General features: G+C 62.4%; 15 protein-coding genes. 8 read left to right on the top strand and 7 right to left on the bottom strand.

The features are described 5' to 3' along the window. Nucleotides 1–95: 95 nt before the first annotated feature. The 6 genes from AC0L17_RS19740 (at nt 96) to AC0L17_RS19765 (ending at nt 6,818) form a co-directional block, all read left to right on the top strand. Entirely contained in the window at nt 96–599 is a 504-nt protein-coding gene (locus AC0L17_RS19740; protein WP_473517070.1) for a SixA phosphatase family protein, read from the top strand. A gap of 227 nt (nt 600–826) precedes the next feature. Next, entirely contained in the window at nt 827–2,341 is a 1,515-nt protein-coding gene (locus AC0L17_RS19745) for a YcjX family GTP-binding protein (RefSeq protein WP_473517071.1), read from the top strand. Further along, nucleotides 2,338–3,426 (top strand): YcjF family protein, encoded by a 1,089-nt coding sequence (locus AC0L17_RS19750; RefSeq protein WP_473517072.1) that lies wholly within the window; start codon nt 2,338–2,340, stop codon nt 3,424–3,426. The genes AC0L17_RS19745 and AC0L17_RS19750 overlap by 4 nt, the downstream gene beginning before the upstream one ends. 191 nt (nt 3,427–3,617) lie before the next feature. Next, nucleotides 3,618–4,169 (top strand): hypothetical protein, encoded by a 552-nt coding sequence (locus AC0L17_RS19755; protein ID WP_473517073.1) that lies wholly within the window; start codon nt 3,618–3,620, stop codon nt 4,167–4,169. A 246-nt stretch (nt 4,170–4,415) separates the two neighbouring features. Continuing rightward, on the top strand, nt 4,416–6,251 hold the full coding sequence (locus AC0L17_RS19760; protein ID WP_473517074.1) for a monovalent cation:proton antiporter-2 (CPA2) family protein: 1,836 nt from the start codon (nt 4,416–4,418) through the stop codon (nt 6,249–6,251). 18 nt (nt 6,252–6,269) lie between these two features. Further along, nucleotides 6,270–6,818 (top strand): DUF924 family protein, encoded by a 549-nt coding sequence (locus AC0L17_RS19765; protein ID WP_031255672.1) that lies wholly within the window; start codon nt 6,270–6,272, stop codon nt 6,816–6,818. A gap of 48 nt (nt 6,819–6,866) precedes the next feature. Here AC0L17_RS19765 and folK read toward each other — a convergent pair whose 3' ends face one another. From folK to folP, 3 genes are all read right to left on the bottom strand, one after another. Further along, complete coding sequence (gene folK, locus AC0L17_RS19770; RefSeq protein WP_091593665.1) at nt 6,867–7,379, bottom strand: 2-amino-4-hydroxy-6-hydroxymethyldihydropteridine diphosphokinase; 513 nt, start codon at nt 7,377–7,379, stop codon at nt 6,867–6,869. Continuing rightward, nucleotides 7,363–7,722 carry a dihydroneopterin aldolase gene (gene folB, locus AC0L17_RS19775; protein WP_027151983.1) on the bottom strand — a complete coding sequence of 120 codons (360 nt, stop codon included), beginning with the start codon at nt 7,720–7,722 and terminating at the stop codon, nt 7,363–7,365. Before folB ends, folK begins: the two co-directional genes overlap by 17 nt. A 109-nt stretch (nt 7,723–7,831) precedes the next feature. After that, on the bottom strand, nt 7,832–8,674 hold the full coding sequence (folP, locus tag AC0L17_RS19780) for a dihydropteroate synthase (RefSeq protein WP_473517075.1): 843 nt from the start codon (nt 8,672–8,674) through the stop codon (nt 7,832–7,834). 84 nt (nt 8,675–8,758) lie between these two features. Between folP and AC0L17_RS19785 the strand changes: the two genes are divergently transcribed. Further along, entirely contained in the window at nt 8,759–9,376 is a 618-nt protein-coding gene (locus AC0L17_RS19785) for a DUF922 domain-containing Zn-dependent protease (RefSeq protein WP_473517076.1), read from the top strand. Nucleotides 9,377–9,418: 42 nt separating this feature from the next. Here the strand turns inward: AC0L17_RS19785 and AC0L17_RS19790 are convergent, their stop codons facing one another. The 4 genes from AC0L17_RS19790 to AC0L17_RS19805 all read right to left on the bottom strand — a co-directional run bounded on the left by AC0L17_RS19790 (nt 9,419) and on the right by AC0L17_RS19805 (nt 12,208). Next, nucleotides 9,419–10,447, bottom strand: coding sequence for an NAD(P)/FAD-dependent oxidoreductase (locus AC0L17_RS19790; RefSeq protein WP_473517077.1), 1,029 nt, complete (start codon nt 10,445–10,447; stop codon nt 9,419–9,421). A gap of 207 nt (nt 10,448–10,654) precedes the next feature. Beyond that, complete coding sequence (locus AC0L17_RS19795) at nt 10,655–10,975, bottom strand: 2Fe-2S iron-sulfur cluster-binding protein (protein ID WP_006334837.1); 321 nt, start codon at nt 10,973–10,975, stop codon at nt 10,655–10,657. A gap of 100 nt (nt 10,976–11,075) precedes the next feature. Then, on the bottom strand, nt 11,076–11,444 hold the full coding sequence (locus AC0L17_RS19800) for an Hpt domain-containing protein (protein WP_027151987.1): 369 nt from the start codon (nt 11,442–11,444) through the stop codon (nt 11,076–11,078). Nucleotides 11,445–11,650: 206 nt separating this feature from the next. Beyond that, nucleotides 11,651–12,208, bottom strand: a complete 558-nt coding sequence (locus AC0L17_RS19805; RefSeq protein ID WP_473517104.1) for a pentapeptide repeat-containing protein — start codon at nt 12,206–12,208, stop codon at nt 11,651–11,653. On the opposite strand from AC0L17_RS19805, the gene AC0L17_RS19810 reads away from it, so the two are divergent. Continuing rightward, nucleotides 12,089–14,776, top strand: a 2,688-nt coding sequence (locus AC0L17_RS19810; protein WP_473517105.1) for a coiled-coil domain-containing protein, incomplete at its 3' end; no start/stop codon positions are given. The two genes, AC0L17_RS19805 and AC0L17_RS19810, sit on opposite strands and share 120 nt — an antisense overlap.

The following is a 14,776-nucleotide window of genomic DNA, read 5'->3' on the forward strand; positions in this document are numbered from 1 at the left end:
TGTAGGGCGCCGGCCATTGTGCGCAAGGCGTTTCTCATGACTAATCCCGCAGCGCCTTTTGACGAGTTTCGGTGTTTGGCACAAGCGAGAGACCGGTGAGCAAGCTTTATCTGCTGAGGCATGCGAAGGCCGGATGGGCCCTGCCGGGCATGCGCGATTTCGATCGTCCACTCGACGCATCCGGCGTCGCCGACGCCGAAACGATGGGTGCGGTCATGCGGGCCTGCAACTACATTCCGGACCTGACCCTTTGCTCGAATGCAAAGCGAGCGCGCCAAACGCTTGAAGGCCTTGCCGGTCACACCGATACGGGCCGGGTTCTGTTCCTGGAGACGCTCTACAGCGAGGATGCCGCCGGCTATCTCAACCTCATCCGCGGCAATGGCGGGCCAGGCTCGCTGCTCGTCGTCGGCCACAATCCGATGACGGAAGATCTCACTATCGCGCTTTCGGGCGATGGCGAGGAGGTCGCCAGGGGAATGCTGAACCACGGCTTCCCGACCTCCGGCCTCGCGGTCGTCCGTTTTTCAGGCAGTCTTGCCAACGCCGCGCAAGGCACCGGCTATCTCGAAGCCTTCCTGTCGCCGGCCGATATCTGACGCCATTTCAAACGTATCGTGGTGGATTTGACGTTCCTGCCACTTCAATGGCATCAGCGTTCAGGAACTTCAAATCCAAAACCACGCTAGAAACGATGGTTTGCCAGTGTGACTTAGAAACCGAAATTCGCTCACTGCGATGCTCCAAGGTACCGCGAATTTCGGATTCGCCACACTAGCCGGCAGCGCCTATATCGGGGCGGACCGAAGCCCCGAGAGACCGCATTTTGGCATCATCGCTGACCACTTTCACCGACGAGGCGAAGATTGCCCTGGATACGCTGTCGGGGCGCGCTACCGGGCTTTTTTCGCCATCGCTGCGGCTGGGTGTTACCGGCCTCTCCCGCGCCGGCAAGACGGTGTTCATCTCAGCCTTTGTCCACAATCTGATCCATGGCGGGCGGTTGCCGCTGTTCGAGGCGCAGAAATCGGGGCGTATCGCCCGTGCCTTCCTCGAAGAGCAACCCGATGACGCCGTGCCGCGATTCCAGTACGAGGACCACATCGCGGCCCTGGTCAACGACCGCCTGTGGCCGGATTCGACACGTGCCATTTCCGAGCTGAGGCTTACCATCGAATATGAATCGGCCTCCGGCTGGAGCCGCATGTTCTCTTCAGGCAGATTGTCGGTCGATATCGTCGACTATCCTGGGGAATGGCTGCTTGACCTGCCGCTGCTCGGGAAATCCTACGCTGATTTCTCACGCGAAGCCTTTGACATGGCCGTGCTGCCGGTGCGCGCCGACCTTTCGCAGGAATGGCGCGCGCTCTCCGCCGCAATCGACCCGAATGCCGACGCCGATGAGATGACGGCGCGACGCCTCGCCGAGAGCTTCGCCGCATATCTCAAGGCATGCAAGCTCGACGAGCGGGCGCTTTCGACCCTGCCACCCGGCCGTTTCCTGATGCCCGGCGACCTTGAGGGCTCACCGGCGCTGACATTCGCGCCGCTGCCGGGCCTGAGCGAGCGGCGGGCGCGGCCCGGGTCGCTTCAGGCGATGATGGAGCGGCGCTATGAGGCCTACAGGACGCATGTCGTAAAGCCGTTCTTCCGGGAGCACATCACGCGCCTCGACCGTCAGATCGTTGTGATAGACGCCTTGCAGGCCTTGAATGCGGGACCCGGCGCAATGGCCGATCTCGAACGTGCGGTGACCGAAATCCTCGCCTGTTTTCGCCCCGGCCGCGGCAATTTCCTGACCGACTTTTTTTCAAGGCGCATCGACCGCATATTGGTGGCGGCGACAAAGGCGGACCATCTGCATCACGAAAGCCATGACCGGCTGCAGGCGATCGTGCGGCGGCTCGCCGACCGCGCCGTGGCGCGCGCGAATTTCACCGGCGCCGATGTCGACGTGGTCGCCCTGGCGGCGGTGCGAGCGACCCGGGAAGGCACGGTCAAGCAAGGCCGTGAAAGGCTGCCGGTCATCATCGGCACACCGTTGAAAGGTGAAAAGATCAACGGCGAAACATTTGATGGAAGAACAGAAACAGCCATATTTCCCGGTGACTTGCCGGAGAAAATTGATGCAGTGTTCGATGTCTCCGGACCAGAGCGTCAGCAGAACCCGAGCCATCGGCAGAGCCCAGGCCATCGGCAGGGCAATGAGGATCCGGCGATCCGCTTCGTGCGCTTTCGCCCGCCAAAGCTCGAACGCACTGCCGAAGGCGTCACGCTGTCGCTGCCGCATATCAGGCTCGACCGCGCCCTGCAGTTCCTGATCGGAGATCACCTGGCATGACCGCGCCCCGCAAGCCGGCGGCATTTCGCATCGAGCCGGAAGCCCCGCTAAAGCAACAGGCGGCCTTGCGCCAGCCCGACACCGCTGCGGCCAGAAAACCACGCACCGTGAACGCTGACCTTGCCGTCGTCACGCCGGCGGAAATCGACGTTTTCGACGAGCCGGACATCATCGCCGCCGAACCGCCGCCGGCGACCGCGCCGAGGCAGCGCTCGATATCAGGCAGCCTGTTTTTCGGCGCATTGGGCGTTCTGGTTTCGCTGGCCCTCGGCCTTTGGACCGACCAGCTGATTCGCGATCTGTTTGCCCGTGCCGAATGGCTGGGCTGGCTGGCCGCCGGCATGGCCGTGATCGCGCTGCTCGCGCTTCTGGTCATCCTTGCCCGCGAGTTCCTGGCGATCGCCCGCCTCGCCGAGGTCGAAAAGCTGCAGAAGCGGGCGCTCGACGCCATCGCCCGCGACGATCCGAAAGCCGCTCGCGCCGTGGTCGAGGAACTGTCGGCCTTTGTCGCGGCCAAGCCCGAAACCGCGGCCGGCAGACGCGCCCTGGCAGACTTGCGCGACGAGATCATCGACGGCGGCAATCTGGTGCGCCTGGCCGAGACCGAAATCCTCGGCCCCCTCGATGCGCGCGCCAAGGTGATGATCCTCGATGCGGCAAAGCGTGTGTCGCTGGTGACGGCGGTCAGCCCTCGCGCTCTGGTCGACGTCGCCTATGTCGTGTTCGAAGCCGGCCGGCTGATTCGCCGCCTGTCGGAGCTTTATGGCGGCCGGCCGGGCACGCTGGGGTTCTTCCGGCTGGCACGCAGCGTTCTCGCCCATCTGGCGGTGACCGGCTCGATTGCCGTCGGCGACAGTTTCGTGCAGCAGATCGTCGGCCATGGCCTTGCCGCCCGGCTCTCGGCAAAACTTGGCGAAGGCGTCGTCAACGGCATGATGACGGCGCGCATCGGCATTGCTGCGATGGAGACCGCAAGGCCCCTGCCCTTCAGCGCCGCGAGGCGGCCCGGCATGGGCGATTTCCTGTCCGCGCTGACATCATTTGCAACCAAAAAGCAGAAGGAAACATCCGCTTCCGACACCTGACGACCGTCTCCGACGCGGCACGTCCTGGTGGCGCGCAAAGGGATGCTGCAGCACGTTTGTTCTGCCCATGATCCGAGCGCTAACCGCGTCCGATTTTCGGGGGTCATGCGCGAGCGGTGACGAAGCATTAACCAATCTTGTTCATGGTCGGACGGGTTCCAAACCAGTCTCTTTGTTGCCGGGTGTCGTCGATGAAAAGCGTGATCTTGTCCAGCGTCCTGCCCATGGCAGTCGTGGTTTCAACAACCGCTGGCATGGCCGAAAAGACCTTTGCGGCAGAACGGGACAAGAAGTTCTTTCAATCGGTGAAAGGCGAATGGGTCGGCCCGGGGGAAATCGTCGCCGGCAAATACAAAGGCACGAAATTCACCTGCAGTTTCACCGGTTCGACGCCGGACGGCAAGATCGGCATGTCGCTCGACGGCGGTTGCCGGGTCGGCATGTTCACCCAGCAGATGTCGGCGACGATCCAGCACAAGGGCCGCGAGGGCTACAAGGGCAGCTTCATGGGCGGTGCCGCCGGTTCCGGGCTCGACATCATCGGCGGCAACGTGGTCAGCGCCAACAAGGTCGTCTTCACCATCAACCGTAACCAGTTGCGCGGCGTCATGCAGGCTCTTGTCCTCAACGACAATTCGATGACAGTGACGGTTGCGGTGCGCGTCGACCAGCAGTTGGTGCCGGTCATCGGCATGAAGCTGAAGCGCGTCGATACGCTCGAAGTCGGCTCCATCGCGCCGTGAGTAGTGAATGGTGAATGGTGAATGGTGACATCACTTCAGACTACTACTGACTACTGACTATTCACTATTCACTATTCACTATTCACTATTCACTATTCACGACCAAAGCCGCGGCGTGAAGCGCGCCTGCAACACTGCTGCACCAGTTTCCGGATTCGGACTGTTCGATCTCAGCCGAAGCCCCTATCTTTGCCGCTCGATGCCGCAGCACGTGCAGCGGTCCTTAGAGAGAACGGAACGGCAGGCATGGCGGCAGAAGCAGCGGGCAGCGATCTGATCCACGTCGTGGCGCTGCTCGCCGCAGGTGTTGTCGCCGTGCCGATCTTCAAGCGCATCGGGCTTGGCTCCATCCTCGGCTATCTGGCGGCCGGCGTAGTCATCGGCCCGTTCGGCATCGGCATCTTTTCCGAATCGGAAGCCATTCTTCACGTCGCCGAGCTCGGCGTCGTCATGTTCCTGTTCATCATCGGACTGGAGATGCAGCCGTCACGGCTGTGGGGCTTGCGCCGGGAGATCTTTGGCCTTGGCGCCTTGCAGGTCGGCGTCTGCGCGCTGTTGCTGACCGGGGTCGGACTGGCGGGAGGTTTTCCGGTCTCGCAATCCTTCGTCGCCGGCGCCGGTTTCGTGCTGACCTCGACGGCAATCGTCATGCAGCTTCTGGAGGAACGCGGTGAGATCGCCGCGCCAAAAGGCCAGCGCATCGTTTCCATCCTGCTGCTCGAAGACCTGGCGATCGTGCCGCTGCTGGCGCTGATCGCGTTCCTGGCACCGGGCGGCGCCGATATGAGCTTGACGCAGCGGCTGACGGAGGTGGGCATCGGTCTTGCCGCCATCGTAGGGCTGGTGCTGGCCGGGCGTTACCTGCTCAATCCATTCTTCCGCATCCTGGCGGATGCCCGCGCCCGCGAAGTGATGACCGCCGCCGCCCTTCTGGTCGTTCTGGGGTCGGCGCTTGCCATGCAGCTCAGCGGCCTGTCGATGGCGATGGGCGCTTTCCTGGCCGGCGTGCTGTTGTCGGAATCCACCTTCCGCCATCAGCTCGAGGCCGACATCGAACCCTTCCGCGGTGTGCTGCTCGGGCTGTTCTTCCTCGCTGTCGGCATGTCGCTCGACCTGCACGTGGTTGCCCAGAACTGGCGGCTTGTCGCCATCTACGTCGTCGCCTACATGGTGATAAAGGCGATCGGCATCTACCTCGTCGCCCGCATCCTCAAGACCGGCCACAGGGAAGCGCTCGAGCGCGCTGTCTTCATGGCGCAAGGCGGCGAATTCGCCTTCGTTCTCTATTCCGCCGCCGCGGCGGTCGGCATCATCGACAGCCAGGCTAACGCGACGCTGACGGCGATCGTCATCATCTCCATGGTGCTGACGCCGCTGGCCATTCTGGCATTGCGGTATCTGACGCCGCGCGACGAGCAGTCGCTCGAAGGCGTCGACATCGCCGATGGCCTGACCGGCAGCGTGCTGATCATCGGCTTCGGCCGCTTCGGCCAGATCGCCAGCCAGCCGCTGCTGTTGCGCGGGATCGACGTCTCGATCATCGACAATGAGGTCGAGATGATCCAGGCGGCGGCCGATTTCGGTTTCAAGGTCTATTATGGCGACGGCACGCGGCTGGACATTCTGCGCGCCGCAGGCGCCGGCCGCGCGCGCGCCGTGTTGATCTGCGTCGACAAGCCCGATGTCGCCGTCCGCATCGCAAAGCTGATCAAGGCGGAGTTTCCCCTGCTCACCGTGCTGGCACGCGCTTTCGACCGCGGAACCGCACTGCAGTTGATACGTGCCGACGTCGATTTCCAGATTCGCGAAACCTTCGAATCAGCACTTGTCTTCGGCGGCTCCACGCTGGAAGCACTGGGCGTCGACCCGGAGGAAGTCGCCGAGGTGATCGAGGACGTCCGCCACCGCGATGCCGCCCGTTTCGAGTTGCAGCTCGCCGAAGGGGTCCGCGCCGGAGCGCGCTTCCTCAAGGGCAATATCGGCACACCCATTCCGACACCGCTCAGCCAGCCGCGCCGCACCGGTCAGGCGCTCAATGAAGAAACCGCCGGCGTTCTGCACAAATCCGAGCCTGCCGACTAAACATTGGAGAGCAAACAGATGATCGAACTGGACGAGCGCGCGCTCTCCGTCACCAAATTCTGGCGTGACGCCGGGAAAGATGCATGGTTCGAGAAGAATGACGCCTTCGACGCGGAGTTCCGCAACTGGTTTCTCGAGCTGCATTACGCTGCCGCGCGGCGTGAATGCGACGGATGGTCGGAGCATGCCGAAGGCTCACTGGCGCTGATGATCCTGCTCGACCAGTTCCCGCGAAACTGCTTTCGCGGCACCGGCCATATGTATGCCACCGACCCGCTGGCAAGGCATTTTGCCGAAAAGGCGATCGCCGCCGGCCAGGATCTCGCGCTCGACGAAGAGCTTCGCGTCTTCCTCTATTTGCCTTATGAGCATTCGGAGCATCTCGCCGACCAGCTCAAATCGGTGGACCTCACCACCGCCAAAGCCCAATCCTATCTGAAGTATGCCGTCGAGCACCTGGAGATCATTCAGCGCTTCGGCCGTTTTCCGCATCGAAACAGGATGCTTGGCCGCGAGACGACGCCGGAGGAACAGGTGTTCCTCGACGGCGGCGGGTTTTCCGGCTGAGCTCAGTGCATCGGAGCCAAAAATGGTTAGAGGTTTTGGTTCGATGCTTTAGGTCAGCCACCAATCCCGGCCGGACGACAATTGCTCGATGCCGGCGCTATCGAGAGCGGCAAGCCGCTCTGCCACGCTTCTGCCGTCGACGGTGAGGTCAGGCGCGATCTCGGCCAGCGGCGCAAGAACGAAGGCGCGCTCCAGCATGCGCGGATGCGGCACTTCCAGCCCGGTTTCGTGGATGATCCGATCGCCGAACACCAGAATGTCGATGTCGATCAGCCGTGGACCCCAGCGCTCCTCGCGCACCCGCTTCAGCCTGCGCTCGACGTCGAGACAGAGATCGAGCAATGCATGTGGCGCGAGCACGGTCGAAATTTCGGCGGCCGCATTGAGAAAATCCGGCTGGTCGAGCTTGCCCCAGGGCGGCGTGCGGTAAAGCGAGGAGACGACAACGACGCGCGTGTTCCCGTCGGCGTCCAGCATGCGCAGCGCCGCGCCCATCGACCTTGCCGGGTCGCCGAGATTGCCGCCAAGGCTGAGGTAGACCGTGTTATTGGGGCCAGGCAACGGTCACCTCGACATGATCGAGCACGCCGGGCACCGGCGCGTTCGGCTTGCGCACAGTGATTTCGGCCTTTTTGATCTGGGGAAAGCGGGCCGTCAGCGCCCGGGCCACCTCCAGCGCCAGCGCTTCTATCAGAAAACGCCTCTCCCCGGTGATGATCTTTTCGATCACCCCGAAGGCAACGCCATAGTGGACGGTATCCTCGATGGAGTCATCGACCAGCGCGCGGCCGGGTTCGACGGTGAGCGCAGCGTCGACATAGAAGCGCTGGCCGAGCGTCTCCTCCTCATCCAGCACGCCGTGCCGAGCGAAGAAGGCGCAATTTTTCATGCGGATGATATACATCGCTCAGCGTCCTGCTCGATTGGAGCGATGCGCGTCCGCTTGGGCGCACAGACTACGCTCTAAGGCTTTTAATCTACGCATCCTGCTGGAATCGATTTCGATTTGCGAGCTATGCGGCGGTTTCACGCGCCAGCATAGCATCCGCAACCGCCAGCGCATCCACATTGATTGCGACATCGTGGACGCGAAAAAGCCGCGCGCCCTTGAGCCTCAGTATGACGCTCGTCGCCGCTGTTCCGGCGTCTCTGGCCGAGGCGTCGCGGCCGGTGACGGCGCCGATGAAGCGCTTTCGCGATGTACCGGCCATCAGCGGAAGGCCCAAGACATCGAGCTCGGAAAACCGTGCCATCAGGTCGAGATTTTCCTCTGCGGTTTCCTTGGCGAAGCCAAAGCCCGGATCGAGCACGATGTGGTCGTCGGCAACGCCGCTTCGCCGGGCGATTTCCAGGGACTTCCCAAGGAAGAAAAACTGATCCTCGATCACGTCGGGCAGTTTTTGCCTGTCACGCCCGGTGTGCATGATGACAAGGCCGGCGCCGGTTTCGGCCGCGACCCGCGCGATGCCTGGTTCGCGTTGCAGGCCCCAGACGTCGTTGAGGATGTGAGCGCCGGCGGCGACGGCAAGCCGGGCGGTGTCCTCGCGATAGGTGTCGACCGAAATCAGCGCCTCGCCGAGCCCGGCGAGCGCCTTGATGACAGGCAGCACGCGGGCCTGCTCTTCCTCGATGGCTACCGGAAATGCGCCGGGGCGTGTCGATTCGCCACCGACGTCAATGACAGAGGCCCCTTCTTCCACCATCCGGCGCGCCTGGGCAATCGCCTGTTCGGGCGCGACGAACAGTCCGCCGTCAGAAAAACTGTCCGGCGTGACATTGAGAATACCGACGATCACCGCCTTGCCGCCAAGGTCGAGATGCCGCCCATGCGCCAACTGCCATCGCCCTGTCGTCATTGTCGATAAACCATGTGTGATCCACCAAAGATCAATTCCGTTGCGTCGGCAACGGCCGTAGCGCAAGGTAGGCAAAGAGGCAACATGATGAAACGACCCCTGCTTTGCGCCCTGATGCTTGCTTGTTCCGCCTTGCCGGCGGGCACGGCGAATTTGGTTAAGACATATAGCTATTTCAGCATCGGCGGCAGAACGCTCGATGATATCGGATCCCAGCTTACGAAACTTGGACCTCGGGTGAAGAGCACCGGGATGCGGCATCCAGGCGCCACGCAGATGGCGTTCACCACCCGCGTCAGCTATGCGGAAAGATCGAACTCCTGCGCGATTGCCGACGCCGATGTCACCGTCAAGGTCAAGGTGATCCTTCCCGACTGGCGCCGCCCGCGCAAGGCTGATGCCGGCGTAAGGCTGTTTTGGGATACATTGTCTGCCGACATCAAGCGTCATGAGGACCGCCATGTCGAGATCGCCAAGAACCATGCCGGCGAACTCGAGGATGCGCTGAAGGCGACCCACCCGCGCAAGACCTGCCAGGAGGCCAAAGCCAAGGCAGCGGAAATCTCCGCCGCTATTCTTGCCAAGCACGACCGCGCTCAGATGCAGTTCGATCGCGTCGAAACCATCAATTTCGAAAGCCGCATCCTGCGGCTGCTGCGTTATCGCATGAAGCGCATCGAAAACGGCCAGCTGCCGGGTTAGCTTCGGCCAGGCGGTAAGGGCGATTCTCGTCGAGTAAGAGACTCAGCCGGCGACGCCGAGCTTCTTCTGCAGGCTGGTCGACGACGTCGTATACTGGAATACGATGCGCTCGCCGGGGCTGACGATGCGCTTGGCCGCCTGCGCCATCAGCGCGACCTCATGGAAGCCCGACAGGATCAGCTTCAGCTTGCCGGGATACCAGTTGATGTCGCCGACGGCGAAGATGCCCGGTACCGACGTTTGGAATTTCTCGGTGTCGACCGGGATCAGGTTCTCATGAAGATTGAGCCCCCACTCGGCGATCGGTCCGAGCTTCATGGTCAGGCCGAAGAACGGCAGCAACCGAGTGCACGGCACCTCGCTGTCACCATCGGGACCCTTGATGGTCGCCGCCGAGAGATGGCCGTCCGTGCCGGTCAGCCCGGTCACCTGCCCGACCTGGAAATCCAGTTCCTTCATCTCCTGCATGGCGTACATCTTGTTGACGCTGTCGGGCGCCGCGCGGAACTCCGGCCGCCGGTGGACAAGTGTCACGCTCTTGGCCACCGGCTGCAGGTTCAGCGTCCAGTCGAGCGCCGAATCGCCGCCGCCGACGATAAGCAGGTCGTGGCCGCGGAATTCCTCCATCCGGCGCACCGAGTAGAAGACGCTCTTGCCCTCATAAAGCTCGATGCCCGGAATTGGCGGCCGCTTCGGCTGGAAAGAGCCGCCGCCGGCGGCGATAACCACAATCTTGGCTTCAAACACCTCGTTCTCGTCGGTGATGACGCGAAAGCTGCCGTCCTCGAGCTTTTCGAGGCTCGAGACCATGCGGTTAAAGGTGAAGTCGGGCTTGAACGGCGCGATCTGCTCAAGCAGTCTGTCGACCAGGCCCTGGGCCGAGATCGATGGCCAGCCGGGAATGTCGTAGATCGGCTTTTCCGGATAGAGTTCGGCGCATTGCCCGCCGGGCCGATCGAGTATGTCGATCAGATGGCATGTCATGTCGAAGAGGCCGAGCTCGAACACGGCGAACAGGCCGACAGGCCCTGCCCCGACAATCAATACGTCCGTCCTGATGATATCGGTCATGAATGCGCCTTCGATGCGCATGACCCCGAAAATCGGAATCGATTCTCGCCGGGGATCCTGCGCCAAATCACCGTGCTACAGCGTGCTTTGCGTGGTCCAGGGGACGTGCGGCGCTGTAGAGAACGGCGCGACACTGCATGACCATTGGCCCGCTGCCAAGCCGGCGCTGGAAAAATCGGCTATATCCCCCGCTTAAGCCTCCACGCTTCAGCCCTGGCGGGCGGGCACGCGCACAACCAGGCCGTCGAGAGCGTCGCGCACCTTGATCTGACAGGAGAGCCGTGAGTTCGGCTGGACGTCGTAGGCGAAGTCCAGCATGTCCTCTTCCATCGCTTCCGGCTCGCCGACCTCGGCCGTCCACGCCTCATCGACATAGACATGGCAGGTCGCGCAGGCGCAAGCGCCGCCGCATTCGGCCTCGATGCCGGGCACGGCGTTGCGGATCGCGTTCTCCATGACGGTCGAGCCGTTTTCGGCATCCACGTCAAAATGTGTGCCGTCATGGGCGATGAAGGTCAGCTTGGTCATTTGTCACCTGAAGGGAGTCCCAGCCGAGATAATCACTCCCGCAGACAAGTCAACTGCGGCGCGAAAGCGTCGCTCTATGCCGTTTTTTTCGGAAATGGGTTTAACGGCTGATGGCGGCGACGAAATCGCGGACTTCTTCGATCAGGGAGCCAAGCCGCTTGAGGGTATTGGTATCTTCAGGTTGAAGTTCGATCGCGCCGGCGCAATCGGCAACAGCGAAGGCGCCGACGCCGCGCGCCGAGCCTTTCAGCCCGTGCGCCAGGAGCAGTCTTTGCTTCACATCGGCGTCGACGATCCTGTCGCGAACCGACAATGCCTGCTGCACGAACAGCGCCAGCACCTCCTGCTCGAGGCTGCGGTCGCCCATCGTCTGGCGCGCCAGATGCGCCAGGTCCACGGGCCGCGACCCGGCCGTTCCCGACACATCGCCGCCGGGCATCGAGAAGGCAATGCCGTTTTCGCCACGCATGACTCTGCAACTCCGTTCTAACGAGGCAGCCGCCAAAAAAATAGGCCCATCCTGTGGACGACGGGTTAATGATTGGCCCGAAAAAATGTTGCGATAGCGGCGCCGGAATCACAGTTCTGTTAACCTTATATTTAAAGTTTTACGTATCGCACCGAATGCAGGTTTTCTTTACCCCGGTGTGTCATTACGATACGAAAGGTCCATTTTCAGCCTCTTGCGTGGGACACGAAAAGCAACATCAACAAGTCCCGCGGCAGCTTGTACAGGGTAGCGAAGGCATGGCGAAGAAAACATCGACGACAAGAACGCTTGACAACGACGTAGCCAGGGAACTCGAAAAAGCACTTGAAATCGATTTGAGCGGCGATGCCGGCGGCGATCTCGACATCGCCGCGTCGATGGAGGATCTGGAAGCGCAGATATCGCAGGCCGCCGACGAGTTGGCACGTGAGGGCCGTGACCAGGATGCCGAGCCTGTCGCCAACCAAAGCCAGGATGCCGAGCCTGTCGCCGACCAGAGCCAGAATGCCGAGCCTGTCGCCAACCCGAGCCAGAATGCCGAGCCTGCCGCCAATCAGGACCAGAAAGCCCAGGACCAGAGAGAAGCGGCAAACGCCAAGCCGGCGGAACCGCGCCCTGCTGAACTGCGCCCTGTTGAAACGCGCCTTTTTGGGACGCGCCCTTTTGAGACGCGCCCTGTTGAAACGCGCCCCGTTGAAACGCGCAATGGCACGCAGCCGGCCGGCTTCACGCCGGCCAACGATCCTCGTCAAAAAGATTACAAGACGCTGCTGCACACCCTCAATCGGCGTGCCTCGAACACGATCTACTGGGTCGTTGCGCTCGTTTCGCTCGCCTGGATCGCGGGCGCCGGTGCATTCGCAAACCTGCTGTTTGGCCCAGGCATCTGGCAAATCCGCACGCCCGCCCAGTTTTTCGCCCGTCCCGAACTGATTGGCCTGGCAATCGCTGCGATCCTGCCCGTCCTCCTGTTCTGGGCGTTTGCAGCCATGATCCGCCGCGCGCAGGAGATGCGCATCGCTGCTCAGTCGATGACGGAAGTGGCTTTCCGCCTGACCGAGCCGGAGCAAATCGCCCAGGATCGCGTCATGATGATCGGGCAAGCCGTGCGCCGCGAGGTTGCGGCCATGGGTGAAGGCATCGAGCGCACGCTTGCACGTGCCGTCGAGCTCGAAACCCTGGTCCACAGCGAGGTCAACCAGATCGAGCGCTCCTATTCGGAGAATGAATCCCGCATCCGCTCGCTTGTCGACGGGCTGGGCAGCGAGCGCGAAGCGGTGGTCACCCACGCCGAACGCGTGCGCGCCACGATCGCCGGCGCGCATGAGACGCTGAAGGACGATATCGGGGCTGCCAGCGACATCATTCGCGACAGCATCCTCAACGCCTCGACCAACCTGTCGATGACCATCACCAATTCCGGCGAGACGCTGATCGACAGGATCAACCAAAGCTCGCTGTCGATCTTCGATTCGGTGGAAGGCCGGCTCGAATCCATCACTGACCGGCTATCAACCTCCGGCGAAGCCTTCGCCAGCCTTCTCGACACACGCATTGCCAAGCTGACGGAGACGACCGACGGCCTCACCCGGTCGCTGACCGATCTGCTCGACGATCGGACCTCCGGCATGGTGTCGCTGCTCGGCGGCGCCGCACGCACGCTCAACTCCGAATTTGAAGCCAGCCTTGACGGCATCGAGCGGACGCTCGCCGAACGCGGCCAGGTGCTGATCAGCGAGTTCCAGACCCGCGCCGAAGCGCTGGACACCGGCACCCAAAAGCTCAACGCCGCGCTCGAGGCCCGCGCACGCCAGATCAACGAGACCCTGGTCGAGCGCGCGCGCGAAATCGCCCATACCTTCCAGGAGAGCAAGGAGACGCTTTCGGCGATGATCGATCAGGGCAAGACCCAGATCGGCGCCGACATGGCCGACATCGTTTCGTCGACCTCGTCGATGCTCGAAGCACGCGCCGGCGATTTCGCCGGCCGCATGGAAGCGGCCCGTCATGTGGTGTCGCGCGCCTTCGACGCCGACATCCAGCGGCTTGCCGATGCCCGCGTCGGCATCGAGGAGGCTGTAGAGAACCACAGCCGCAAGCTTTCCGAAAGCCGCGAACACATGACGGCGGCCATGCAGGCCGATCTGGAGAAATTCGCCGAAAGCCGCGCCGGCATCGACGCGGCTGTCACCGACCAGGTGCAGAAGCTTTCCGAAGGCCGCAACCTGATCTCGCGCGCCCTCGAGGAGGATCTGCGCAAGGTCAATGAGTCGCGCGCCGCCATCGATGCGTCGCTCGGCAGCCATCTCGAACGGCTCGAAGAGGGCCGCAACAGGCTTTCGCAGGCCTTGAACGAAGACTCTGGAAAACTTGTACAAGCCCGGACAATCATTGACGAAATGGTTGCCGGACATGTTGGCAAGCTTGCCGAAGGCCGCAGCATTCTTTCACGCGCTCTCGATGCCGATCTCGGCAAGCTGGCCGACAGCCGCGCCAGCATCGACGGCCTGGTCGCTGGCCAGGTCGAGAAGATCGCCGAAGGTCGCGCCTTGCTCGCCAAGGCGCTGGAAACCGACATTGTCGGCATCAAGGGTCTCATCGAGACCCATTCCGCCAAACTGGCGGAAGACCGCAGCGAGCTTTCGCGTTCGCTCCAAGACGACCTGTCGGGCATCCGAGGCCTGATCGAGGACCATTCGGGCAGGCTCGCCGACGATCGCAGCCTGCTTTCGCAAACGCTCGAGGCAGACCTTGCCAAATTGGCGGAAAGCCGGTCGAGCATCGACGGGCTGGTCGCCGGTCAGGTCGAGAAGCTGGCCGAAGGCCGCAACATCCTCAAGCGCGCGCTGGAATCCGATCTCAACACGATCAAGGAGGTCATATCAGGCCAGTCGGAAAAGCTGGCGGAAGACCGTGGTCAGCTCTCGAAAGCGTTGGAAACCGACCTGCAGAGCGTGAATGGCCTTATCTCCGATCACATGAACAGGCTCGCCGAGGACCGTTCAATCCTGTCGAAGGCGCTCGAAGACGATCTCGCCAAGCTGGCCGAAAGCCGGTCGAGCATCGATGGGCTGGTTACCGGGCAGGTCGAGAAACTGGCCGAGGGTCGCGACATCCTCAAGCGCGCGCTCGAATCCGATCTCAACACGATCAAAAGCGTTCTATCAGACCAGTCCGAAAAGCTGGCGGAAGATCGTGGTCAACTGGCGCGAGCGTTGGAAACCGACCTGCAGGGCGTGAATGGCCTTATCTCCGATCACATGAACAGGCTCGCCGAGGACCGTTCAATCCTGTCGAAGGCGCTCGAAGAC

This window comes from Mesorhizobium sp. WSM4829, from assembly GCF_055811475.1.